This window comes from Prauserella sp. PE36 (assembly GCF_003311655.1).
Lineage (GTDB): Bacteria > Actinomycetota > Actinomycetes > Mycobacteriales > Pseudonocardiaceae > Prauserella_A > Prauserella_A endophytica.
Genome location: NZ_QEQT01000048.1, coordinates 1 through 22,020 on the forward strand (window position 1 = coordinate 1; position 22,020 = coordinate 22,020).

Here is a 22,020-nt window from a genome sequence, read left to right on the forward strand (position 1 = left end):
GCTCGACGCCGTGCGTGAGCTGGACGAGGACGAGCGCACCGAGGCGATCGTGCTCGTCGGCGAGATCGGCGGCTCGATGGAGGAGGACGCGGCGGACTACATCGCGGCGATGCGCAAGCCGGTCGTGGCCTTCATCGCGGGCCGCTCGGCCCCGCCCGACCGCCGCATGGGCCACGCGGGCGCCATCGTCAGCGCCGGCAAGGGCAGCGGGACCTCCAAGGTGGACGCTCTGACCTCTGCGGGAGCTACGGTGGTGGACCTGCCCAGCGGGGTCGGCGACGCCCTGCTGGCTGCGGGCGTCAAACCCGCGGCGTGAACCCGCACGAGGGCGGGCCCGCTCACTCACTCGAGCGGGCTCGTCCTCGGCGTCAGCACCCGGTCGGTCAGCTGGCGGGACTGCGGCGGAACACCCCGCAGCTCGGCCTCCAGCCGGGCGCCGTGGGCCTGCTCCAGTATCGACCGCAGCACCAGCGCGCCGGTGGTGTCGATGCGGCCCAGCCGGGTGAGATCGAGCACGAGCCTTACGGTTTCCGGGTGCGTGGCGAGCAGGTCGTGCAGCAGCGAGTCGAGGCGTTGCGCCGTGCCGAACCACAGCACGCCGCGCGGCGCGAGCGTCAGCTCACCGTCACGCGCCGTGACGTCGACCTCCAGCTGCAGCAGGCGCCACAGGAACACCGCGAGCGACAGCCCCACACCGAGCAGCACGGCCAGGTCGAGCCGGGGGGCCAGCAGCAACGTCGCCAGGAACGTCGCCCAGGCGATCATCGCCTGCGGCGGCGACACCCGCCACAGCCGCACCAGCGGGCGGAACCGCAGCAGACCGGTGACCGCGACGATCACGATCGCGCCCAGCACGGCCAGCGGCAGCGGTTCGAGCACGGCGGCGAACGGCAGGAACGCCAGCACGGTCAACCCGGTGAACGCGCCCGACCATCGGGTGCGCGCGCCCGACATCCGGTTCACCGAGCTGCGGGAGAAGGAGCCGCCGCACGGCATTCCGCCGACCGCCGCCGCGGCCAGGTTCGCCACGCCCTGGCCGACGAACTCGCGGTTGGAGTTCCAGCGGCTGCCGTCCTCGGCGGCGAACCGGCGCGCGATCGAGGCGGCCTCGGTGAACCCGATCAGCGCGATGATGACGCCGGGAAGAATCAGTGAGGGCACGCGGTCCCACGGGATGTCGTCGAGCGTGAACGGCAGCAGCCCGGAGGGCACGCTGTCCACCACGGGGCCGGAATAGAGTCCGGCAGCGGAGATCGCGACGCCGAGTGCGGCCGCCACGAGCACCCCGGGGAAGAGCGCGTGGAGGCGTCGCCCGCCGACGATCACCAGCGCGGTGAGCGCCGTGACCGCCAGCGCCGCGGGGCTCCAGTCGGCGGGGTGGGCGAGGCTCGTGACCGCGGCGACGATCTCGTTGCCCTCGTCCGGCGGCGCGACGCCCAGCGCCTTCGGCACCTGGGACGCGGCGATGAGCACGGCCGCCGCCGGGACGAAACCCAGCAGCATCGGCTGCGACATCAGGTACGCGAGCCAGCCCGCCCGCAGGAGGCCCAGCAGAACCCTGACCACGCCGATCACCAGCGCCAGCGCGAGGCCGAGTCCGACGTACTCGGGGCTCGCCGGGGTCGCGACGGTGCTCAGCGCGCCGAACGTCAGCAGCGCGGTGATCGCCACCGGGCCCGTCTGCAGGTACGGCGACGACGCGAACAGCGCCGCGAGCACGGGCGGCAGCGCACCGGCGTAGAGGCCCGCGACGGGCGGCATGCCGGCGAGCTCGGCGTAGGCCAGCGACTGCGGGATGCCGACCATCGCCACGCTCACGCCCGCGACGGCGTCGTACAGGAGTGTCTTGCCGCGCGGTCGCGCGATACGGGGAACGCGCACGGCTCAGCGGACCACCGACAGCGGCAGGGCGAGGCCGGACAGGCTCCTGCGCACGACCGGAAGCCGCGCCGCGAGATCGGACAGGGCGAGTGCCGACGGCGCGTCCGGCGCACCGGCCACCACCGGAACACCGGTGTCCCCGGCGTGCCGCAGCGCGGCGTCAAGGGGGATGCGGGCGAGCAGCTCGGTGCCGAGGTCGTCGGCGAGCCGTTGCCCGCCACCGGAGCCGAACAGCGCGGTGCGCTCGCCGCAGCACTCGCAGACCAGCGTGGACATGTTCTCCACCACCCCGGCCAGCGGCATGCGCAGATCGGCGGCCATGCGTCCCGCCCGCGTCGCCACCGTCTGCGCGCTCACCTGCGGGGTGGTGACGGCGAGCAGTGCCGCCCTTGGCAGCAGCTCCAGCAGCGAGAGGGTCACGTCGCCCGTCCCGGGCGGAAGGTCGACCAGCAGCACGTCCAGCTCGCCCCAGTGCACGTCGGTGAGGAACTGCTCCAGCGCCTTGTGCAGCATCGGACCACGCCAGACCACCGGCTCACCGTCGCCGACGAGGAACCCGACCGACATCAGCCGCACGCCGTGCGCGTCGACCGGCAGCATGAGCCCCTTCAGCGCGACGGGACTGCGCCGGACGCCGAACAGCTGCGGCACCGAATAGCCCCACACGTCGGCGTCGAGCAGCCCGACGCGCTTGCCGGTCCGGGCCAGCGCCACGGCCAGGTTCGCCGCGACGGAGGACTTCCCGACTCCGCCTTTGCCGCTCGCGACCGCGTAGACCAGGGTGTCCGTGCCGAGGCGCGCCGGCTGCTGTTCGCGCAGCCGCTGCGACAGGGCCAGCCGCTCCCGGTCGGAGAGCGTCGTGAAGCTCACCTCCACGCCGGTGACGCCCGGCACCGCCGAGGCGGCGGCGGTGACGTCGGCCTGGAGCCGCTCTCGCAACGGGCACGTGGGCGTGGTCAGCGCGACGGCGACGTGCGCGGTGCCGCGCCGGTCGGTGGTGACGTCGCGGAGCATGCCGAGCTCGTCGAGGCCCCGGTGGATCTCCGGGTCCTCCACCGCGCCCACGGCCTCCCGCAGGGCCGCGTGGTCGACCGGGGTCCGGCGCCGGGTCAGCATTCCGGCACCCGGTAACCACGCAGCTTCGGGGCGAGGGGACGCATCATGAACTCTGGCCGCCGCTGCCCTCCGGGACCGAGGTCGGGGCTCGTGCGGGCGAGCCACTCCCGGTACACCTCCGCGGAGCGCCGCGTGTCGACGTAGACGTCGCCGTAGCGGTCCCCGGGGTGCGCGTACTCCAGCTTGATCTTCTGCAGCCAGCAGTGCATGCCCGACTCCGGGTCAGGGTGCACGGCGAACGCGAGGTTCTGGTGCACGCCGGGGTCCTCCCAGTTGATCCGGCTCGAGTCAGGGTCGGATGAGTCGAACGGGGCGACACCGCCGCGATGCCGCAGCAGCCACGTGTGCTCACCGTCCGGATGGGACAGTTCCACCATGCCGGTGGTCCAGCGGCTGCCCTCCCCGGGGTGCAGGCGCCAGCGGCCCATGTGGTGGGACAGCGCGCAGACGCCGGGCCGGATCCCCTCGGTGACCCACACCCTGGCCACGAAGTAGCCGATCTCGGTGCTGATGCGCACGAGGTCGTCGGTGACCACGCCGCGCCGCGCGGCGTCGAGCGAGTTGAGCCACAGCGGGTGGGTGTTGGAGATCTCGTTGAGGTACTTGGCGTTGCCGGAACGCGTGTGGATCAGCGTCGGCAGCCGGAAGGTGGGCACGAGCACCAGCTCGCCGGCCTCGATGTCGATCTCGCCGCGCGCCACGTGCGAGCGCAGGTAGCCGGGTGTGGCCCGGTCGGCGCGCCCCCAGTCGCGCATCGCCGTCGAGTACACCTCCAGCTTGCGTGACGGCGTCGGCCAGCCGACGGTCGCCGTCCCGTCCTCGTGCCGCAGCCCGATCGCGCCAGCCTCGCCCACCACCGGCGCGACGGAGTCCGGGGTCACCGGCGTGCGCAGCACGCCGCAGGAGTCGGCGGTCGCGTTCTCCAGCTGCTCACCGGGCACCGCGCGCTCGTCGACGCGGTACACCTCGTCGTCGAGGGCCACCACGCCGTAGCGGCGCATGTACTCCAGCGGCTCCATGCCCTCGTCCGCGGCCTTCTTCGCCAGACCCGGCACCTGGTTCTCGAACAGCCACCGGTAGTACTCGTCCACGGTGATCTTCTCGCCCGGCCGGTAGGGCGACTCGAAGTAGCGGCGGATGCCCAGCGAGCCGTCGGGGTCGATGCGCCACGACAGCTCGAACCAGAACTCGTTCTCCTCCCAGACCTCGCCTGGGTTGACGTCGCGGGTGTCGTTGTACGACAGGCCGAGCTTGTCCATCGCGACGCGGCGCACGGGCTGCCGGAAACCCAGCCACCGCCCGGCGTGCGTCTCGTACGAATGCGTGTCGTGCCGCTCGCTGGCGTGTCCCATGGGCAGGACGTAGTCGGCGAACTCGGCGGTCTCGGACCACGTCGGGGTCAGCGCCACGTGCAGGCCCACCTTGTCCGGATCGGACAGCTGCTCGATCCAGGTGAACCCGTCGGGGTTGGTCCAGACGGGGTTGTAGACCCGCGAGAAGTAGACCTCGAGCCTGCCCCGGCCCTCGGCGAGGAAGTGGGGCAGCAGGAACGACATCTCGTTGGTGGACAACGGGAAGTCGCGTGGCCAGATCAGCTCGTTCCACCGCTCGTGCGGCTCGGGCTTCGCGGGACCGTGCGGGATGAACTTGTGCCAGCCGTTGGGGCTCGTGCCGCCGCGAGTGCCGATGCTGCCGGTCAGCGCGAGCACGAACCACAGCGCCCGCGCGACCTGCCAGCCGCCGAGGTTTCCCGCGGCCGCCGCGCGCCAGATGTGCGCCGAGAGGCGCCCGTCGCAGTCGGCCACCAGCTCGGCGATCTCCTCGATGCGGTCGGCCGGCACCTGCGCTTCCTCGGCGGCGAACTCGAACGTGTAGTCCGCGTAGTCCTCGGTGATGCGGTCGAGGAACGTCTCGAAGTCGCGGGGCGCGTCGGCGTGCAGCTCGGCGAGGTAGGTGTCCCAGTTGAACCACCGGCGGACGTACTCGGTGTCGATGCGGCGGGTCCGCAGCAGGTACGACGCGACGGCCAGCAGCACCGCCGCCTCGCTGCCGGGCCACGGCGTGAGCCACACGTCCGCGTGCGAGGCCGTGTTCGACAGACGCGGGTCCATCACCACGAGCTTGGCGCCGGACTGCTTGCCCTCCATGATGCGCTGGGCGTGCGGGTTGAAGTAGTGGCCGGTCTCCAGGTGGCTGGACAGCAGGAGGATGACCTTGGCGTTGGCGTGGTCGGCCGAGGGCCGGTCGTAGCCGGTCCACAGCGACATCCCGAACCGCGCCCCGGCCGAGCAGATGTTGGTGTGCGTGTTGTGCCCGTCCACGCCCCAGGCCGTGAGGAACCGCTCGGCGAAGCCGTCCTCGCCGGGCCTGCCCACGTGGTACATGATCTCGTCGTGGCGGTCCTCGACGATCGCCTTCCGGATCCGGCCGGCGATGTCGTCGAGCGCCTCGTCCCAGCTGACCTGTTCCCAGCCGCCCCCGCCGCGTTCACCGGTTCGGCGCAGCGGGTACAGGATCCGCTCCGGGTCGTTGATCTGGTTGATCGTGGCGGGCCCCTTGGCGCAGTTGCGGCCGCGGGAGCCGGGGTGGGCGGGGTTGCCCTCGAGTTTCTTGACGGAGAGGTCGTCCTTGTCGACGTAGGCCAGCAGGCCGCACGCGCTCTCGCAGTTGAAGCACGTGGTGGGCACCAGCAGGTAGGAGTGCGCGACCTTGCGAGGATGCGCTTTCGCGTCGTACTCGACGTGGTGGTCCCACGCGGACACCGGCGGGAAGTTGCGGAGGTGCTCGTGGCTGCGCGAGCCGGGCAGTACGGGTTCGGTCGCGCTCATGGCGCTCGTTCCTTTCGGCAGTGCTGGTTCTAGGACAGCGGGACGTCTTGCCCGGCGCGGACGAAGACGCTCTCGTACGCGAGCAGTGCGGCCTGCACGGCGATGCCACCGGCGGCGGCGAGCACGAGCGGGCCGCCCGCCCAGCCCACGGCGCCCAGTGCCGCGCCGAGCGCCGCGAGACCGGCGCCGCCACCCCAGAACAGGCGGGCGTAGCGACCCGAGGTGACCATGTGCGCCGCCGCGGCCGCGTGCGCGGTTGGATGCCTGCCCAGGTACTCCAGCAGCGTCATCGCCAGGTGACCGCCCGCGCCGAGGGTCAGCGCGGCGAGCAGCAGCGAGCGGGCGGCGGGGGAGGGGTCGCCTGCCGCGACGGCGAGGGTGAGCACGCCGCCGCCCACCATGAGCGCCTGCACGATCAGGTGCCAGAACAGCAGGGGCGACTGCCACAGGTCGCGGCCCTCGGCCTGGCCGAAGAGGAAACCGGTGTAGCCCGCCGTCAGCGCGGCCGCGAGCAGCGCGGGCACGGCCAGGCCGGTGAGCAGGGCGTCGGCGGTGGCCGCGGCCAGCGCGCCGGTCGCGGCGAGGATGCCCGTGGCGAGCCAGGCGGTGAAGACCACCGCCGCCGCGGCGAGCACCACGGCACCCCAGAACATCCACGATCTCGGGTTGGGCTTGAGGAAGATGAACAGGAACCGCTCTGGCCGCTTGAGGTCCCACACCAGCAGCACGCCGGTGACGGCGAGCCCCGCCACCCCGAGTGCGGGGGCCACGACGTCGCCGAGCCCGCCCAGTTCGATGCCGAGCAGGTGGGCGAGCGCGGCGATCAGCATCGCGCCGGCCCCGGCCGCCTTGGTCCAGAGGTACGTCGTGACCCGCCAGCCCCACGGCCGGGGGTGTGCCGTGTTGAGTGTGGTGCGGGCGTGCGTGACCGGGTCGGTGGGCAGGTCGGTGGACGCGCTCCTGCGGTGCTCGTCGGGGCGGGCCCACAGGTACGTGTCGCCGGTGGGGGCGGCGAGCGGGTCGAGCACCGCGCGGTCGGCGCCGAGGTAGAAGACGTTGGGCCCGGTGTTCTGCTCGGGCGCGCGCACCTGCGTCGGGTTCTCGTTGACCAGGCGCGCGATCCCGCTTTCCGGGTCGTCGAGGTCGCCCACCCAGATCGAGTGTGTCGGGCACACCACCACGCACGCCGGTTCGAGGCCCTCGTCGACGCGGTGGGCGCAGAAGTTGCACTTGGCGGCGGTGTGGGTGTCCTCGTCGAGGTAGATGGCGTCGTAGGGGCACGCCTGCATGCACGCCTTGCAGCCGATGCACCGCTCGTTGTCGAAGTCGACGATCCCATCGTCCCTTGTGAACAGTGCCTGCGTGGGGCAGATCTTGACGCACGGCGCGTCCGTGCAGTGATTGCACCGCATGACACCGAAATCGCGGGTGGTCGCGGGGAACTCCCCGGACTCCACGTACTTCACCCACGTGCGGAACTGGCCCACCGGCACCTCGTGCTCGGTCTTGCACGCCACTGTGCAGGCGTGACAGCCGATGCAGGTGCGCTGGTCGATCGCGAAGCCGTAGCGCATGACACCTCCGAAGCTGACGCACAGTGACGCTAACTCCGGAAAAGGGGGCCCGGTACCAATGTCGATCCTGGGTACTCCCAAAGCAGACTTTGGAGTAACGTGACGGCGTGCCACTGCCACCGCGCGTGCCCGAGATCGGGGCACTGGATCTGTTGCTGAGCGTCGCGCGGCTGGGCAGTCTCGGAAAGGCCGCGAAGGAGCACGGCATCTCGCAGCCCGCGGCGGCGTCGCGGATCCGGAACATGGAGCGGCTCACGGGTGTGCCGCTCATCGTGCGCTCGGCCACCGGTTCCCGGCTCACCGACGAGGGGGCCGTGATCGCGGACTGGGCGGGCCGGGTGATCGACGCCGCGGCCGCGCTGGACGCCGGCATCTCGGCCCTGCGTGGCCAGCAGGCGAGCCGGATCCAGCTGGCGTGCAGCATGACGATCGCCGAGTACCTGCTCCCCGGGTGGCTGAGCGAGCTGCGCAGGCGCAGGCCGGACACGACGATCGGGCTACAGGTGGTGAACTCCGCGAAGGTCGTGGAGCTGGTGCTCGGCGGGGCCGTCGACCTCGGCTTCGTGGAGGGCGCCGAACCCGCCGAGGGGCTCGATTCCCAGGTGGTGGCCGAGGACCAGCTGTCGCTCGTGGTGCATCCCGACCATCCCTGGGCGAGGAGGGGCCGGCCCGTGCGCGCGGCGGAACTCGCCGCCGAGGCGCTGATCAGCCGCGAGCCGGGCTCGGGCACGCGCTACGTGCTGGACCACGAGCTGGACCGGCTGGGCTACCACACGCGCCCGAACCCCGTGATGGAACTGTCGTCCACCACGGCGATCAAGGCCGCCGTGGAGGCGGGGCTCGGTCCGGCGGTGCTCAGCTCGCTCGCGCTGGCCGAGGACGTGGCGCAGGGCAAGGTCGTGGTGGTGCCAACGTCGGGCCTCGACCTGCAGCGCTCCCTGCGGCTGGTGCTGCGTGCGGGGGAGCAGCTGTCCCCGGCGCTGCGGGACGTCGTCGCGGCGGCCGGCGGGAGCGCGGGAAGGCGCTGAGTCCACATGGGACGGAGCCGGGCGGCGTTCGCCACCCGGCTCCGCGACAGGGGCCGGCTACACGTAGTCCTGGTACTTCGGCAGGAAGCGCACCGGCTTGGAGAGCGCGTCCCGGCGGAACGGGTCACCCAGCTCGCGGGTGCACATCACCTCGATGACCGTGGTACGGCCGCCGTTCATCTGCGCGTCGACGGCCTTCCGCAGTGCCGGGCCGACGTCCTCGAGCTTGTCGACCACCACGCCGTCCGCGCCCATGGCCCGCGCGATCCCGGCGAAGCTCTCGTTCTCCAGCTCTCCGGCCACGAACCGGCGGTTGTAGAAGTCGACCTGGTTCTTCTTCTCGGCGCCCCACTGCCGGTTGTGGAACACCACGGCGGTCACCGGGATGTCGTGGCGCACCGAGGTCATGATCTCGCCCATGCTCATGCCCCACGCGCCGTCACCGGCGTAGGCGATGGCGGGCCGGTCCGGCGCCGCGGCCTTGGCGCCGATGACGGTCGGCAGCGCGTACCCGCAGTTGCCGAAGCTCATCGGGGCCAGGAAGCTCCGGGGCTCCTCGAAGCGGAGGTAGCTGTTGGCCACCGAGTTGATGTTGCCGATGTCGGTGGAGACCATGACGTGCGGCGGCATGGCCTTCTCCAGCTCGCGCAGCACCTGCCTCGGGTGCAGCCAGCCGCCCTCCTCCTGCTCCTGCTCGGCGATCATGTCCAGGCTGAACGGGTCGGTCTCGTGGGTCCACGCGGTGAGCTCGGCCTCCCACGCGTCCTTCTCGGCCTTCGTCGTGGCGGCCCGCTGCTCCCGCGTGGCGTCGCAGGCCAGCGTGCGTCCCGCGAGGCGCTGGGTGAGCGCGGCGGCGGCCGCCTTCGCGTCGCCGCAGATCCCGACGGTGATCTTCTTGACCAGGCCGAGCATCTTGTGGTCGGCGTCGATCTGGATGATCTTGGCGTTCTTCGGCCAGTAGTCCATCCCGTGCTGCGGCAGTGTGCCGAACGGCCCGAGCCGCGAACCCAGCGCCACCACCACGTCGGCCTGGGAGATCAGCTTCATGGCGGCCTTCGACCCCTGGTAGCCGAGCGGTCCGCACCACTGGGGGTGGCTGGCGGGGAAGGAGTCGTTGTGCAGGTAGCTGTTCACCACCGGCGCGCCGAGCCGCTCGGCCAGCGCCTTGCACTCCTCGACGCCGTCGGCCATCACGACCCCGCCACCCGAGATGATCACGGGGAACTCCGCGGCGGCGAGCAGTTCGGCGGCCTCGTTGAGGCTCTGGTCGCCGCCGGGGCCGCGGTCGAGCCGCTGCGGGTCGGGGATCTCGGTCTCGATCTCGCCGTAGAAGAAGTCGCGCGGGATGTTGAGCTGGGTCGGGCCGATCTCCGACATAGCGCGGTCGAAGGCGCGGCCCGTGAGCTCGGCCATCCGACGTGGGTTGTTGACGTGCGCCTGGTACTTGGTGAACTCCTGGAACATCGGCAGCTGGTTGGCCTCCTGGAAGCCGCCGAGGCCCATGCCCATCGTGCCCGCCTCGGGGGTCACGATCACCACGGGGCTGTGTGCCCAGTACGCCGCGGCGATGGCGGTGACACAGTTGCTGATGCCAGGGCCGTTCTGCCCGATCACTACGCCGTGCCTGCCGCTGACGCGCGCGTAGCCGTCGGCCATGTGCGCGGCGCCCTGTTCGTGCACGACCGGGACCAGCCGGATGCCTGCCGGAGCGAAGATGTCCATCGCGTCCATGAACGCGGAGCCCATGATGCCGAAGATGTCGGTGACCCCGTTGGCCACGAGTGTCTCGACGAAGGCCTCGGAGGGGGTCATGGTTGCCGGGCCGTCGACCACGGTCCGGCCGTCGCCGGTCTTACGCTGCGCCATTGCGGACTCCTACAAAAATCGGGACGGCATGTTCCTGAAACCGGAATCGGATCGACCATATGCCAGTCGCGATGGTCGGTCAACGTCATCTTCGAGAAACCGAGACGAAGTGTGTTAGTTTCTGGAACCACGTGACGGTGTTCCAGAAGGAGGTGCCGTGGAGCTCATCCGTGAGCCGGACCCGGCCGCCCTGAACGGCGACACCCCGACCATGCGCCTGTTCTCGCTGCTCGAGCTCATCGCGAGCAAGGACGAGCTGGTGACGTTGCAGGGGCTGGTCGCGGAGACGGGCATGCCGAAACCGACCCTGCACCGGATGCTGCAGCAGCTGGAGGGCGCCGGGCTGCTGATCCGGCAGGCCGACGGCAGGCACTACGGCACCGGGGTCCGGCTGCGCAGACTGGCCGAGAACCTGCTGCTCAACGCCACCCACTACGGCGCGCGGCACGCGGTGCTCAAGAACCTGGTCGAGGAGCTGGGCGAGAGCTGCAACATCACCACGCTCTCCGGCAACGAGATCGTGTACCTCGACCGCGTGGAGACGCCGGAACCGCTGCGGTTCTACCTGCGGCCCGGTTCACGCGTGCCGGTGCACTGCTCGGCCAGCGGCAAGATGATCCTGTCGCAGCTCAGTCCCGGCCAGCGGGCCAAGCTGCTCGCCCACGCGCCGCTCAAGGCGTACACGCCGAAGACGGTCACCGACCTCGGAGTGCTCGAGGAGGAGTTCGCCCGCATCCGGCGCGACGGCTTCGCGCTCGACGACGAGGAGTTCCTGCCCGGTCTCGTCTGCGTGGCGGTGCTGGTGCCCGCGCCGTCGGGGCGGTCGAACCTGGCCGTCGCCGTGCAGGCGCCGGTCATGCGGCTCACCGCCGACAAGGCGCTCCACACGCTTCCCGCGCTCCAGCGTGCGGCCGAGGCCATCAGCAGGGTCGAGGCCGAGGGAGCCGCCGACGCCACCCAGACCGCCACGTCGTGAAGGGAACACCCGCGCGCATGCACACCGACCTGCCGGGCGAGCGGATCAGCGTCCGGGACGCCTTCGGCATCGACTCCACGCTCGTGGTGAACGGGTTCCGCGAGCGCACCGAGCACGTGCCGGACGTCGACGATTCGTACCGGTTCAACCCCGACGTCACGCTCGCGGTGCTGGCCGGGTTCGCGCACAACCGCAGGGTCCTCGTCCAGGGGCTGCACGGCACCGGGAAGTCCAGCCACATCGAGCAGGTCGCCGCGCGGCTCAACTGGCCGTGTGTGCGCGTCAACCTCGACGGCCACCTCAGCAGGCTCGACCTCGTCGGCAGGGACGCCGTGGTGCTGCGCGAGGGCAAGCAGGTCACCGAGTTCTGCGAGGGCATCGTGCCGTGGGCGGTGCGCGGGCCGGTCGCGCTCGTGCTCGACGAGTACGACGCGGGGCGGCCCGACGTCATGTTCGTGATCCAGCGGCTGCTCGAACGCGACGGCCGGTTCACGCTGCTCGACCGCAACCTGGTGCTGCGGCCGCATCCGGCGTTCCGGCTGTTCGCGACAGCCAACACCGTGGGGCTCGGCAACCTCAACGGGCTCTACCACGGCACGCAAAGGCTCAACCAGGCCCAGATCGACCGCTGGGACGTGGTCGCGTCACTGAACTACCTGCCCCCCGATGAGGAGATCGCCATCGTCCTGGCCCGGGTTCCCGAGCTGGCCGACGACGCCGGTCGCGCGCTCGTGGCGGCGATGGTCGCCGTGGCGGGGCTGACGAGGGCGGGCTTCCGGGCCGGCGACCTGTCCACCGTGATGTCGCCGCGCACGGTGATCACGTGGGCCGAGAACACCGGCATCTTCGGCGATCCGGCATTGGCCTTCCGCCTCTCCTTCGCGAACAAGTGCGACGAGGCGGAGCAGCCCGTGCTCGCGGAGTACTTCCAGCGCTGCTTCGACCACGAGCTCGAGCAGCCGGCACCGCTCGCGGCCACGGCCTGAGCCGTGCGGGCCGAGCGGGAGCGCCGCCGCGCCGAGGAGCTGTGCGCGGCCGCGGTCAGGGCGCTGGCCGGTGAACCCGGCCTGCACTTCCGCGGCGGCAGGCTGCACGACGGGCGACGGCCGGTGCCGCTGCACGCCCCGCACCTGCGTCCGGCCGGGGAGCCGTGGCGGGGCGCGGGCGACGGTATGGCGCTGCACCTGCTGCACACCGACCGCGACCTGCACCGGGGGCTGCGCCCGGAGTCCGGTGTGGAGCGCCTGCTGTTCGAGCTGCTGGAGCAGTTCCGCGCGGAGGCGCAGGTCCCCGCGACGTGGCCGGGAGCGCGGCGCAACCTCCGCGAGCGCTTCGAGCGGTGGTCGCTCGCCTACCACCACGACGGCCACGCCGACACCGCACGCGGCCTGCTGTTCTACACCGTCGCGCAGGTGTGCCGGGCGCGGATCACCGGCGAGCCCGTGGTCGCCGAGACCGAGGACCTGATCGAGCCCACCCGCGCGGCGATCGCGCCGTCACTCGGCGCCGATCTCGCGGGGCTGCGACGAACCAGGCGGGACCAGGCCGCGTTCGCCCGGCATGCGCGGTCGCTGGCCGCCGAGGTCGCCGCGCTGCTGACGTCGGACGACGCCGGGGATTCCGGAGACGCGGCTGCCGAGGAGGACCGGGACTCCCCGCTCGCGCTGCTGCTCGACTTCGACGACGAGCCCGGCGACGGGGGAGCGGTGGCCCTGCGTGAGCGGGCGGTCTGCGACGAGCATCCGGGCTACCGGGTCTTCACCACCGCTTACGACCGGGAGGCAGGCATCGCCAGCCTCGTGCGGCCCGCCGCGCTCGCCGGTTATCGCGAGCGGCTGGACCGCGAGGTCGAGCGACAGGGTGTGAACGTGGCCCGCCTGGCGCGCGAGCTGGAGGCCGTCCTGGCGGAGCCTGCCCGCGACGGCTGGGACGGCGCGCAGGAGGAGGGTCTGATAGACGGACGGGCGCTCGCGCGCCTGATCAGCTCACCGGAGGAGCGCAGGCTGTTCCGGGTGGAGCGCACGCGGCCGGTGGCCGACGTGCACGTGACTTTCCTGATCGACTGCTCGGGGTCGATGAAGCAGCACGCCGAGCGGGTCGCGGTGCTCGTCGACCTGTTCGCCCGCGCCCTCGACCTGCTGGGTGCGCGCAGCGAGATCCTCGGGTTCACCACCGGGGCCTGGCATGGCGGCCGCGCGAGGAGGGACTGGCTGCGCGCCGGCAGCCCGCCGGTGCCGGGACGGCTCAACGAACGGCTCCACGTGGTGTTCAAGGACGCCGAGACCCCGTGGCGGCGGGCCCGTCCGGACATCGCGGGCCTGTTGAAGGCGGACCTGTTCCGGGAGGGAGCCGACGGGGAGGCCGTCGCATGGGCGGCCGCGCGGGCGCGCGACGCCGGACGCCGCGCACTGCTGTTCGTGCTGTCCGACGGCAGCCCGATGGACGGCGCCACGGCGCTGGCCAACGGGGAGCGGTACCTCGACGACCACCTGCGGGAGGTGGTGTCGGCGTTCGAACAGGAGGGCGCGGTGGAGGTCTACGGCCTCGGCGTGGGGCTCGACCTGAGCCCGTACTACCGGCACTCCCTCGCGCTGGACACCGGAGAGGGCACCGGGCACCGCGTGTTCCGCGAGATCGTGGGGCTGATCGCCGCCTCCCGCCGCCAGTAGGATCCGCACATGGAGCACGCCAAGCCGCCGACCGGCACCCAGGCCATCGGCCGGGCGCTCGCCGTGCTCAAGCTGCTTGCCGCGCAAGCCGGTGAGCTGGGCACCTCCCGCATCGCCGAGCACCTCGGGCTGTCATCGGGCACCGCCCACCGGATCGTGCGGGCGCTCGTGGCCGAGGGGCTAGTGGCGCACAACCCGCGCACGGACGCCTACTACCTGGGCACGGGCACGATTCTGCTCGGCCAGGCAGCGCAGCGGGGGTTCGGGCTCGACAAGGCGCTGCCCGTGCTGGAGCAGATCAACGCCGAGACGCAGGAGTCGGTGAACCTCGTCGTGCGGGAAGGCGGCGAGTCGGTGGTGATGCTGCGCGTGCAGTCGACGCTGCCGCTTCGATTCGAACAGCACCCGGGTGCCCGCTTCCCGCTGTACACCACCGCGTCGGGCAAGGCGATCCTGGCGTACTCGCCGGACGCCGAGACCTACCTGGCGGGTCTGCCCAAGCGGCTGCCGAAGATCACCAACCGCACGCTGAGCTCCCCGGCGAAACTGGCTGCCCAGCTGGAGGAGATCCGCGAGCGCGGGTACAGCATCGACGAGGAGGAGAACGTCGCCGGAGTGCGTTGTGTCGGCGCGCCGATCCTCGACGCCGACCGCTGTGCGCAGGCGGCACTCGTCATCCAGGTACCCGCGGTGCGCATGCCCGCACGGCGGGTGAGAGAGCTGGGCGCGCGCACGGTCACGGCGGCCAAGGAGATCGCCCAGTTCGTTCCCGTCGACCGCATGATGTCGCGCTGATGCCGCGCTGACCACGGAAATCCGCGACTTTGTGTCCGTTGTGGACACAGTGATGTCCTCCCGGCCCCTTCTCAATTTCGCCCGGCGCGCCTATGGTGTTTCACATAGTGGGGCTAGTACCCACATAGTGCCGACGATGTCGATGATGGGAGAGCCGTCAATGCTGCCGGAGATCCAGCCCAACGAGCAGGTGTTCACCTGGGCCGCACCACCCCTGAAATTCGGCCCCGGCGCGGTCGACGAGATCGGCGCCGAGGTGGCGGCGACCGGTGCGGCCTCCGCGCTCGTCATCACCGACCCCGGCGTGCGGGACACGGGCTTTCCCGACCGCATCAGGGAAAGCCTGCTGCTGGCCGGGGTCAAGACCGAGGTGTTCGACGGTGTGGCGATCGAGCCGACCGACCGGAGCATCGCCGCGGCCGTCGAGTTCGCCCGCGAGCGGCAGTGGGACTGCTTCGTCGCGGTCGGCGGCGGTTCCGCGCTGGACACGGCGAAAGCCGTCAACCTCCTGACCACTCACCCCGGCGAGCTGCTCGACTTCGTGACGCCACCGATCGGCGCGGGCAAGGCGCCCTGGCTGCCGCTCAAGCCGCTCATCGCGGTGCCGACGACGGCGGGCACCGGGTCCGAGTCCACCACGATCTGCGTGGTCGACCTTCTCGACCTGCACCTCAAAGCCGGGGTGAGCCACCCGAAGCTTCGCCCCTCACTGGCCGTGGTGGACCCGCTCGCCACCGTGAGCATGCCGCCGCAGGTGACCGCCGCGAGCGGGATGGACGTGCTCTCGCACGCGCTGGAGAGCTACACGAGCGTGCGCTACGACGCCAAGCCCGCGCCGCGGGATCCGATGCGCAGGCCAGCCTTCTGCGGGTCCAACCCGATCAGCGACGTGTGGTGCGAGATGGCACTGCGCCTGGTCGGCCGCAGCCTACGCAAGGCCGTGTGCAATGGGCGGGACCTCTCCGCCCGCACCGACATGGCACTGGCCTCCACCTACGCGGGCACCGGGTTCGGCAACGCGGGCACGCACCTGCCGCACGCCAACGCCTACCCGGTGGCGGGCGCGGTGCGGGACTACAGGGCCGAGGGTTACCCGGAAATGCCGATGGTCCCGCACGGCCAGGCGGTGTCGGCGACGGCGGCGGCGGTCTTCCGCTGGACCTACCCCGCCGACCCGCAGCGGCACCTGCACGCGGCGGAGCTGCTGTCCGGGCAGACGTTCACGGCCACCGACGGGGCCGATGCGCTGCCGCACGTCCTCACCGAGCTGATGCGCGACATCGGCATGCCGTCCGGGCTGCGGAGCTTCGGTTACACCGAGGCGGACCTGGATACCCTCACCGACGGCACGCTCAAGCAGACCAGGCAGCTCGCCGTGGTGCCGAGGCCGGTGGACCGCCCCGCGCTGACCGCGATCTTCGAGCAGTCGCTCTGATGCGGGGAGGTGGGCAATCATGGGTGACACCGCAACCGGCCAGGCCGAACCGACCCGCCGCGAGGTCCGGCTCGTCGTGGCGTCGAGCGTCGTCGGCACCACCGTCGAGTGGTACGACTTCTTCCTCTACGGCACCGCGGCCGGCATCGTCTTCAACAAGTTCTACTTCCCCAGCGAAGATCCGCTGGTCGGCACCCTGCTGGCGTTCGCGACCTTCGCGCTGGGCTTCGTCGCCCGGCCCGTCGGCGGGCTGATCTTCGGCCACATCGGCGACCGCATCGGTCGCAAGAGGACACTCGTCGCCACGATGCTCATCATGGGCATCGCGACATGTGCCATCGGCCTCATCCCCACGTACGCCAGCATCGGCGTCGCGGCGCCGATCCTCCTCGTGCTCATGCGGCTGGCGCAGGGCATCGCGATCGGCGGGGAATGGGGCGGCGCCGTGCTGATGTCCGTGGAGTACGCCCCGAGGAACCGGCGGGGCCTCTACGGCAGCTTCCCGCAGCTCGGCCTGGCGCTGGGCCTCGTGCTCGGCACCGGTGTCTTCGCGGGACTGGGCGCGATGATGGACGAGAGCGCGTTCCTCTCCTGGGGCTGGCGCATCGCGTTCCTCCTCTCCGCCGTGCTCGTGATCGCGGGCATGGTGATCCGGCTCAAGGTGATGGAGACCCCGGCGTTCCGCAGGCTCCAGCAGACCGAGGCGCGCGCGAGCGTGCCCGCGCTCGAAATGGTGCGCAACAAGCTCTCGCGCCGGCACGTGCTGCTGGGCATGGGCAGCCGGTGGGTCGAGGGCGTCGCGTTCAACACCTGGGCCGTCTTCTCGATCTCGTTCGGCACCGGCACGCTGGACATGCCGCAGCAGACGTTGCTGATCTCGGTGATGATCGCCGCGGTGACCATGGTGGTGTTCATCCCGTTGTTCGGCAGGCTGTCCGACACGGTCGGCCGTCGGACGCTGTTCGGCTGGGGCGCGCTGCTGACGGGCGTGGTCGCCTATCCGGCTTTCGCGCTGCTCGGCACGGGAACGCCGTTGCTCGCGGGCGCCGGGCTGGTGCTGGCGCTGGGTGTGCTGTACCCGGTGCTGTACGGCCCGCAGGCGGCGTTCTACTCGGAGATGTTCCCGGTCAGCGTCCGGTGCACCGGGATCTCGTTCGTGTACCAGTTCTCCGGCATCTTCGCCTCGGGTCTCACACCCCTGGTGCTGTCCTACCTGGTGGGTCTCGACGGCGACGGCTACTCGCTCGTCGTCACCTACCTGGTGGTCGCCGCCGTGGTGAGTGCGGTGTGCACCTTCGCGGTGCGCAAGCGGGATCTCCGGCTGATCGCCGAGGCCGAGGAGTCCGATATGGACTCGGCGCGGGACGCGGTGCGGTCGTGACACGGGTGTGGTGCGTGCTCGCCGCACGCACCACACCTCACGTGCGCGTGCGGCTGCGGTACAGCAGCCAGACGAAGTACGGCGCACCGAACACCGCGGTCATGAGACCCGCCGGGAGCTGATCCGGCGCGATCACCGTGCGCCCGATGGTGTCGGCGACACACACCAGGAGCCCGCCGAGCAGCGCCGCCACCGGAAGGGCGCGGCTGTGTCGTCTGCCCACGATCGCGCGGGCCGCGTGCGGAGCCACGAGTCCCACGAAGGAGATCACCCCGACACCAGCGACCGCGGCGCCGGTCAGCAGCACGGCGCAGCCGAGCATCAGCAGCCGCGACCCCGCCACCGGCACGCCCAGCACCCGGGGCGTCTCGTCGTCCAGCGACAGCAGGTCCAGGTCCCGGCGGGCGCGGACCAGCACCGGGATCACGAGCGCGAGCGCCAGCGCCATCGGTACGAGGTGCTCGAAGGCGCGACCGTAGGTGGAGCCGCCGAGCCACGTCAGCGCCTTCGTCTCGTTCCACGGATCCGACAGGGTGATAAGCAGGATCACCAGTGCCTGTGTGCCCGCCTGCACGCCGAAGCCGATCAGCACCAGCCGCTCGCTCGCGAACCCACCCCGCGCTGCCATGGCGAACACCACGACCGTCGCCAGCGCCGCGCCCAGTCCCGCGAAGCCCGCCTGGTTCCAGAACCCGACACCGGGCACGAGCGTGATCACTGCGACCGCGCCCAGACCGGCGCCGCCCGCGACACCGATGATCCCCGGCTCCGCCAGCGGGTTGCGTGCCACCGCCTGCACCAGGGCGCCCGCCAGCGCGAGCGCGGCACCGGCGAGCAGCGCGGCGACCACGCGGGGCAGCCGGTTCTCCATGACGTTCGAGACGATCGGGCCAGCCTGGCCGCGCACCCAGTTGACGACGTCGCCCAGCAGGATGCCGATGTCGCCGAGCAGGACCGAGGCGACGACCGCGCCGAGCGCCAGCACGATCAGCGTGCCGAGGATGAGCCGATAGCGCGGCGCGCCGAGGGTGCCTCGCGTACCGGCGGCGGGTGGCTCCGTGGCCGCCGAGGAGACGCGGATGTTGCGGGCCAGTACGACGAGGAACACGGCGCCGAGCACGGTCGTGACCACGCCCGTCGGCACCTCCAGCGCGTTCTGCGAGCCGATGAGCGCACGCAGCAGCAGGTCCGCGCCCAGCAGCAGCGTGACGCCGAGCGCGGCCGACACCGGGATCAGCACCGCGTGCCGGTGCAGCCCGGGCACGGCGTTCGCGAGCAGGCGGGCCAGTGCGGGCGCGGCCAGGCCGACGAAGCCGATCGGCCCGGCCAGCGTCACGGCCGCCGCGGACATCAGCACCGCGAGCCCGATCCCGGCGAAGCGGATCCGTCCCACGTGGACACCGAGGGTCCTGGCGTGGTCCTCGCCGAGGTACACGAGGTCGAGCCGCCGGGAAAGGGCGAGCAGCAGCACCAGCCCCACGCCGACCACGGGTCCGAGCGTGAGGAGGCCGCCGAGGCCGTTCTGGCCCAGCGAGCCCGAACCCCACGCGAACAGGCCCCTCGTCTCCTGCGCGAACAACAGCAGCAGCATGCTCGTCGCGGCCTTCATCGCGAGCGCGATGGCGGTGCCCGCGAGCACGAGCCGGACGATCCCGGCGCCCCCGGTGCCGGACAACGTGAGCACCAGTGCCGCGGCGCCGAGCCCGCCCGCGAAGGCGATACCGGCCGCGCCCGCGAGCGGCAGCGAGAAGCCGAACGCCGCGACGGCCACGATGGCGAGGTGGGCACCGGCGTCGACGGCGAGCGTGTCCGGTGACGCCATGATGTTGCGCGCCACCGTCTGCAGCACCGCCCCGGCCACACCGAGTGCGATGCCCACCACCACCGCCGCGAGCAGGCGGGGCAGCCTCGACTCCAGCACGACGGCGGCGGTGTCGCCGGTGCCTCCGCCGAACACGAGCCGGAGCACGTCGAGCGCGTTGGCGGCCGACGTGCCCTGGGTCAGGTGCAGCGCCGAGCCCGCGGCGATGAGCACGCCGAGGCCCACGGCCAGCAGCGCGAGCCGCCCGCGCCGCCGCCGGGCCGGAGCGTGTGGCGACGGCGCGGGTGGAGCCGCGACGGTGTCAGTGTCCACTGTGGAGTCAGCGGCCGAGCGCGGCGATGGCGGCGTCGACGTACTGCTCCATGGACTTCACGCCACCGAACATCCACAACGAGTCCGGCAGGCGCTCGACCTTGCCGCTCTTCACGAAGGGCAGGTTCCGCCAGATGGCGTTGTCCGCGAGCTCGTCGGCGTACGAGTCGCCGAAGGCGTCGTTGGCCATGTACCAGAACCGGACGTCCGGCAGCTGGGTCAGTCCCTCCACATCGGCCTGCGCGAGGCCGTAGGCGGCGTCGCCCTCCATCGGCCACGCGTTGCCGAGTCCGATGCGCTCGAACACCGCGGACACCAATGAGCCCTTGGTGAACGGGCGGATGCTCACCGAACCGGAGCTCACGTAGGCGTCGGAGAAGGCCACCTGCTCACCGGCCGCGCCGAGCCGCTCCACCTCGGCCTTGCCCTCGGCGAGCCTGGTGTCGAACTCGGTCTTCAGCTGAGCCGCCTTGTCCTCGGTGCCGGTGGCCTCGGCGATCATGTCGAGGCTCTCGAACATGGACCCGATGGGGTTCTCGGCGTCGCCACCCTCGATGACGAGCACCGGGACCTTCGACTCGATCTGCTCCAGCGCGCCCTCGACGAGGCTGTCGGTCACGACCACGAGATCCAGGTCCAGCGAGCCGAGGGTGTCGATGCTCGGCTCACCACGGGTGCCGAGGTCCGTCGGGGTGTCGTCGAGCGGCGCCGCGCTGACCCACTGGCCGTAGCCCTCGATGTCGGAGACACCGACCGGCATGACGCCGAGCGACACCAGGTGCTCGACGCCGTTCCACTCGGTGGCCGCGACCCGCTCCGCCGGGCCGTCCAGCTTCACCTCCTTGCCCCGCGAGTCGGTGACCCTGATCGGGTCCCCGCCGTTCGCGGCGGCCGGGTCGGCACCGCTGGCGTCCTCCGTGGTCCCGCAGCCGCTCAGCATCAACGCGGCGGCCGCGGACAGGCCGATGATCACACGGGTGGTGCGCATTCTTCTCCTGTTTTCATGTGGGGGCCGGAAAGCGCCGGTCAGACCGAGGCGACCCGGACGGCCGCGTCGTTGAAGCGCCCGACGGCACGGGTGTGCACGAGGCCGTCGACCGGGTCGATGTCGACGTCGACCCGGATGCCGTACGCGCGGGTGAGGTTCTCGGCGGTCAGCACGTCCCGCGGGGCGCCGTGCGCGATGACCCTGCCGCCCTCAAGCAGGAGCAGCCGGTCGGCGACGGCGGCGGCCTGGTCGAGGTCGTGCAGGACCACGCCGACCCCGACGCCGTGCTCGTCGGCGAGGTCGCGTAGCACGTCGAGGACCTCCACCTGGTAGCGCAGGTCGAGGTGGTTGGTCGGCTCGTCGAGCAGCAACAGCGCGGTGTCCTGGGCGAGGCAGCTCGCGAGCCACACCCGCTGCGCCTGCCCGCCGGACAGAGCCTGCACCGGCCGCTCGGCCAGTGCGGTGAGCCCGGTCAGCTCCATGGCGCGTTCCACCGCCGAGGGCCCTTCGGGATCGCGGCCGCCCCAGCGGGAGCGGTGCGGGTGCCGGCCGAACTCCACCAGCTCGCGCACGCACAGGCCGCCGGGTGCGGTCCGGTGCTGTGACAGCAGCGTGATCCGCCGGGCGAGCTCCCGGCCGGACAGTGCGCGCAGGTCGGCGCCGTCGGCGAAGGTGACGTCACCCGCGACGGGCGGGTGTAGCCGGGCGAGCGCGCGCAGCAGCGTCGACTTCCCGCTGCCGTTGGGGCCGATCAGCGCGGTGACGGTGCCCGCGTCGAGCGAGATCGAGGCGGCGCGGACGACGACGTCGTCCCCGTAGGCGACGTCGATCTCACGTGCCGAAACGCCGGCAGCAGTGGGTGAGGAGGGCGCGGACACAGGCTCACAGTAAAGACAGCCTTGCCTAACATACAAGCGTTGTGGCCCTCAGCACATTCCAGGCGTTCCGGGCAGCGGTCAGTACATTCGCGACAGGGCGTTCAGGATCGCCACGATCACCACGACGGCGCTCACGGCGCCGAGGGTGCCCGCCAGGATCAGGCCGGTGCCGAACGACCGCCACGGCGGGCGGGGCCGCGCGGCCTTGAGCACGATCCCCGCCACGACGGCGGCGAGCACGACGCCGAGGAACACCTGTGCGTACTCGCCGCCGCGCCAGCCGAGATCCCAGAACAGCCGCTGCCGGAAGCCCAGCACCACCACGGACAGCAGCACGATCGGCACCAGGAAGCCGGCGAGAGCCGGGCCGAAGCGGTTCCGGTTCTCGCCCGCTGGTTCGGTCATGGTTCCAGGGTCCCCCGGCGACCCCTGGCCGCGCCTGAGTAGGACTACCCGGAACGCGCCGTCGGA

General features: G+C 71.7%; 16 protein-coding genes and 1 pseudogene. 8 read left to right on the forward strand and 9 right to left on the reverse strand.

Features of this window, described 5'->3' with window-relative positions; translation table 11 throughout:
* Positions 1-316 (forward strand): annotated as a pseudogene (locus tag DI005_RS09515) (succinyl-CoA synthetase subunit alpha); the annotation flags it as partial.
* A 26-nt stretch (positions 317-342) separates the two neighbouring features.
* Here DI005_RS09515 and DI005_RS09520 read toward each other — a convergent pair.
* Genes DI005_RS09520 through DI005_RS09535 form a run of 4 tightly spaced genes read right to left on the reverse strand, consistent with a single transcriptional unit; the run spans position 343 to position 7,399 of the window.
* Complete coding sequence (locus DI005_RS09520) at positions 343-1,881, reverse strand: SulP family inorganic anion transporter (protein ID WP_113641890.1); 1,539 nt, start codon at positions 1,879-1,881, stop codon at positions 343-345.
* 3 nt (positions 1,882-1,884) lie between these two features.
* Complete coding sequence (locus tag DI005_RS09525; protein WP_112270140.1) at positions 1,885-2,997, reverse strand: Mrp/NBP35 family ATP-binding protein; 1,113 nt, start codon at positions 2,995-2,997, stop codon at positions 1,885-1,887.
* Positions 2,991-5,825 (reverse strand): molybdopterin-dependent oxidoreductase, encoded by a 2,835-nt coding sequence (locus tag DI005_RS09530; protein ID WP_113641891.1) that lies wholly within the window; start codon positions 5,823-5,825, stop codon positions 2,991-2,993. Before DI005_RS09530 ends, DI005_RS09525 begins: the two co-directional genes overlap by 7 nt.
* A gap of 29 nt (positions 5,826-5,854) precedes the next feature.
* Complete coding sequence (locus DI005_RS09535; protein WP_112270143.1) at positions 5,855-7,399, reverse strand: 4Fe-4S dicluster domain-containing protein; 1,545 nt, start codon at positions 7,397-7,399, stop codon at positions 5,855-5,857.
* A 107-nt stretch (positions 7,400-7,506) separates the two neighbouring features.
* On the opposite strand from DI005_RS09535, the gene DI005_RS09540 reads away from it, so the two are divergent.
* On the forward strand, positions 7,507-8,427 hold the full coding sequence (locus DI005_RS09540) for a LysR family transcriptional regulator (RefSeq protein WP_113641892.1): 921 nt from the start codon (positions 7,507-7,509) through the stop codon (positions 8,425-8,427).
* Between the two features lie 57 nt (positions 8,428-8,484).
* Here the strand turns inward: DI005_RS09540 and xsc are convergent, their stop codons facing one another.
* Complete coding sequence (gene xsc / locus DI005_RS09545; RefSeq protein ID WP_112270147.1) at positions 8,485-10,293, reverse strand: sulfoacetaldehyde acetyltransferase; 1,809 nt, start codon at positions 10,291-10,293, stop codon at positions 8,485-8,487.
* Positions 10,294-10,450: 157 nt separating this feature from the next.
* On the opposite strand from xsc, the gene DI005_RS09550 reads away from it, so the two are divergent.
* From DI005_RS09550 to DI005_RS09575, 6 genes are all read left to right on the forward strand, one after another.
* Complete coding sequence (locus DI005_RS09550; protein WP_199542690.1) at positions 10,451-11,269, forward strand: IclR family transcriptional regulator; 819 nt, start codon at positions 10,451-10,453, stop codon at positions 11,267-11,269.
* Between the two features lie 17 nt (positions 11,270-11,286).
* Positions 11,287-12,255, forward strand: a complete 969-nt coding sequence (locus tag DI005_RS09555; RefSeq protein WP_113641893.1) for an AAA family ATPase — start codon at positions 11,287-11,289, stop codon at positions 12,253-12,255.
* A gap of 3 nt (positions 12,256-12,258) precedes the next feature.
* Positions 12,259-13,938, forward strand: a complete 1,680-nt coding sequence (locus tag DI005_RS09560) for a cobalt chelatase (RefSeq protein WP_113641894.1) — start codon at positions 12,259-12,261, stop codon at positions 13,936-13,938.
* 9 nt (positions 13,939-13,947) lie between these two features.
* On the forward strand, positions 13,948-14,733 hold the full coding sequence (locus DI005_RS09565) for an IclR family transcriptional regulator (RefSeq protein WP_112270153.1): 786 nt from the start codon (positions 13,948-13,950) through the stop codon (positions 14,731-14,733).
* Positions 14,734-14,878: 145 nt separating this feature from the next.
* The gene (locus tag DI005_RS09570) at positions 14,879-16,168 is read left to right on the forward strand and encodes a hydroxyacid-oxoacid transhydrogenase (RefSeq protein WP_228713696.1); all 1,290 of its coding nucleotides are present in this window, start codon (positions 14,879-14,881) and stop codon (positions 16,166-16,168) included.
* Between the two features lie 19 nt (positions 16,169-16,187).
* Positions 16,188-17,549, forward strand: coding sequence for an MFS transporter (locus tag DI005_RS09575; protein ID WP_112270157.1), 1,362 nt, complete (start codon positions 16,188-16,190; stop codon positions 17,547-17,549).
* A 37-nt stretch (positions 17,550-17,586) separates the two neighbouring features.
* On the opposite strand, the gene DI005_RS09580 is transcribed toward DI005_RS09575, so the two are convergent.
* The 4 genes from DI005_RS09580 to DI005_RS09595 form a co-directional block, all read right to left on the reverse strand.
* Complete coding sequence (locus DI005_RS09580) at positions 17,587-19,683, reverse strand: iron ABC transporter permease (RefSeq protein ID WP_113641895.1); 2,097 nt, start codon at positions 19,681-19,683, stop codon at positions 17,587-17,589.
* A 7-nt stretch (positions 19,684-19,690) separates the two neighbouring features.
* Positions 19,691-20,671, reverse strand: coding sequence for an iron-siderophore ABC transporter substrate-binding protein (locus DI005_RS09585; RefSeq protein WP_113641896.1), 981 nt, complete (start codon positions 20,669-20,671; stop codon positions 19,691-19,693).
* A gap of 38 nt (positions 20,672-20,709) precedes the next feature.
* Positions 20,710-21,549: an ABC transporter ATP-binding protein gene (locus DI005_RS09590; protein ID WP_113641897.1), complete on the reverse strand. Its 840-nt coding sequence runs from the start codon at positions 21,547-21,549 to the stop codon at positions 20,710-20,712.
* A 78-nt stretch (positions 21,550-21,627) separates the two neighbouring features.
* The gene (locus DI005_RS09595; RefSeq protein WP_113641898.1) at positions 21,628-21,954 is read right to left on the reverse strand and encodes a hypothetical protein; all 327 of its coding nucleotides are present in this window, start codon (positions 21,952-21,954) and stop codon (positions 21,628-21,630) included.
* Positions 21,955-22,020: the final 66 nt, after the last annotated feature.

Coding starts and splice junctions, on each gene's coding strand:
- DI005_RS09525 (WP_112270140.1), bottom strand. CDS start 2,997: ATGCTGACCCGGCGCCGGACCCCGGTCGACCACGCGGCCCTGCGGGAG.
- DI005_RS09530 (WP_113641891.1), bottom strand. CDS start 5,825: ATGAGCGCGACCGAACCCGTACTGCCCGGCTCGCGCAGCCACGAGCAC.
- DI005_RS09535 (WP_112270143.1), bottom strand. CDS start 7,399: ATGCGCTACGGCTTCGCGATCGACCAGCGCACCTGCATCGGCTGTCAC.
- xsc (WP_112270147.1), bottom strand. CDS start 10,293: ATGGCGCAGCGTAAGACCGGCGACGGCCGGACCGTGGTCGACGGCCCG.
- DI005_RS09555 (WP_113641893.1), top strand. CDS start 11,287: ATGCACACCGACCTGCCGGGCGAGCGGATCAGCGTCCGGGACGCCTTC.
- DI005_RS09565 (WP_112270153.1), top strand. CDS start 13,948: ATGGAGCACGCCAAGCCGCCGACCGGCACCCAGGCCATCGGCCGGGCG.
- DI005_RS09570 (WP_228713696.1), top strand. CDS start 14,879: ATGGGAGAGCCGTCAATGCTGCCGGAGATCCAGCCCAACGAGCAGGTG.
- DI005_RS09575 (WP_112270157.1), top strand. CDS start 16,188: ATGGGTGACACCGCAACCGGCCAGGCCGAACCGACCCGCCGCGAGGTC.
- DI005_RS09585 (WP_113641896.1), bottom strand. CDS start 20,671: ATGCGCACCACCCGTGTGATCATCGGCCTGTCCGCGGCCGCCGCGTTG.
- DI005_RS09595 (WP_113641898.1), bottom strand. CDS start 21,954: ATGACCGAACCAGCGGGCGAGAACCGGAACCGCTTCGGCCCGGCTCTC.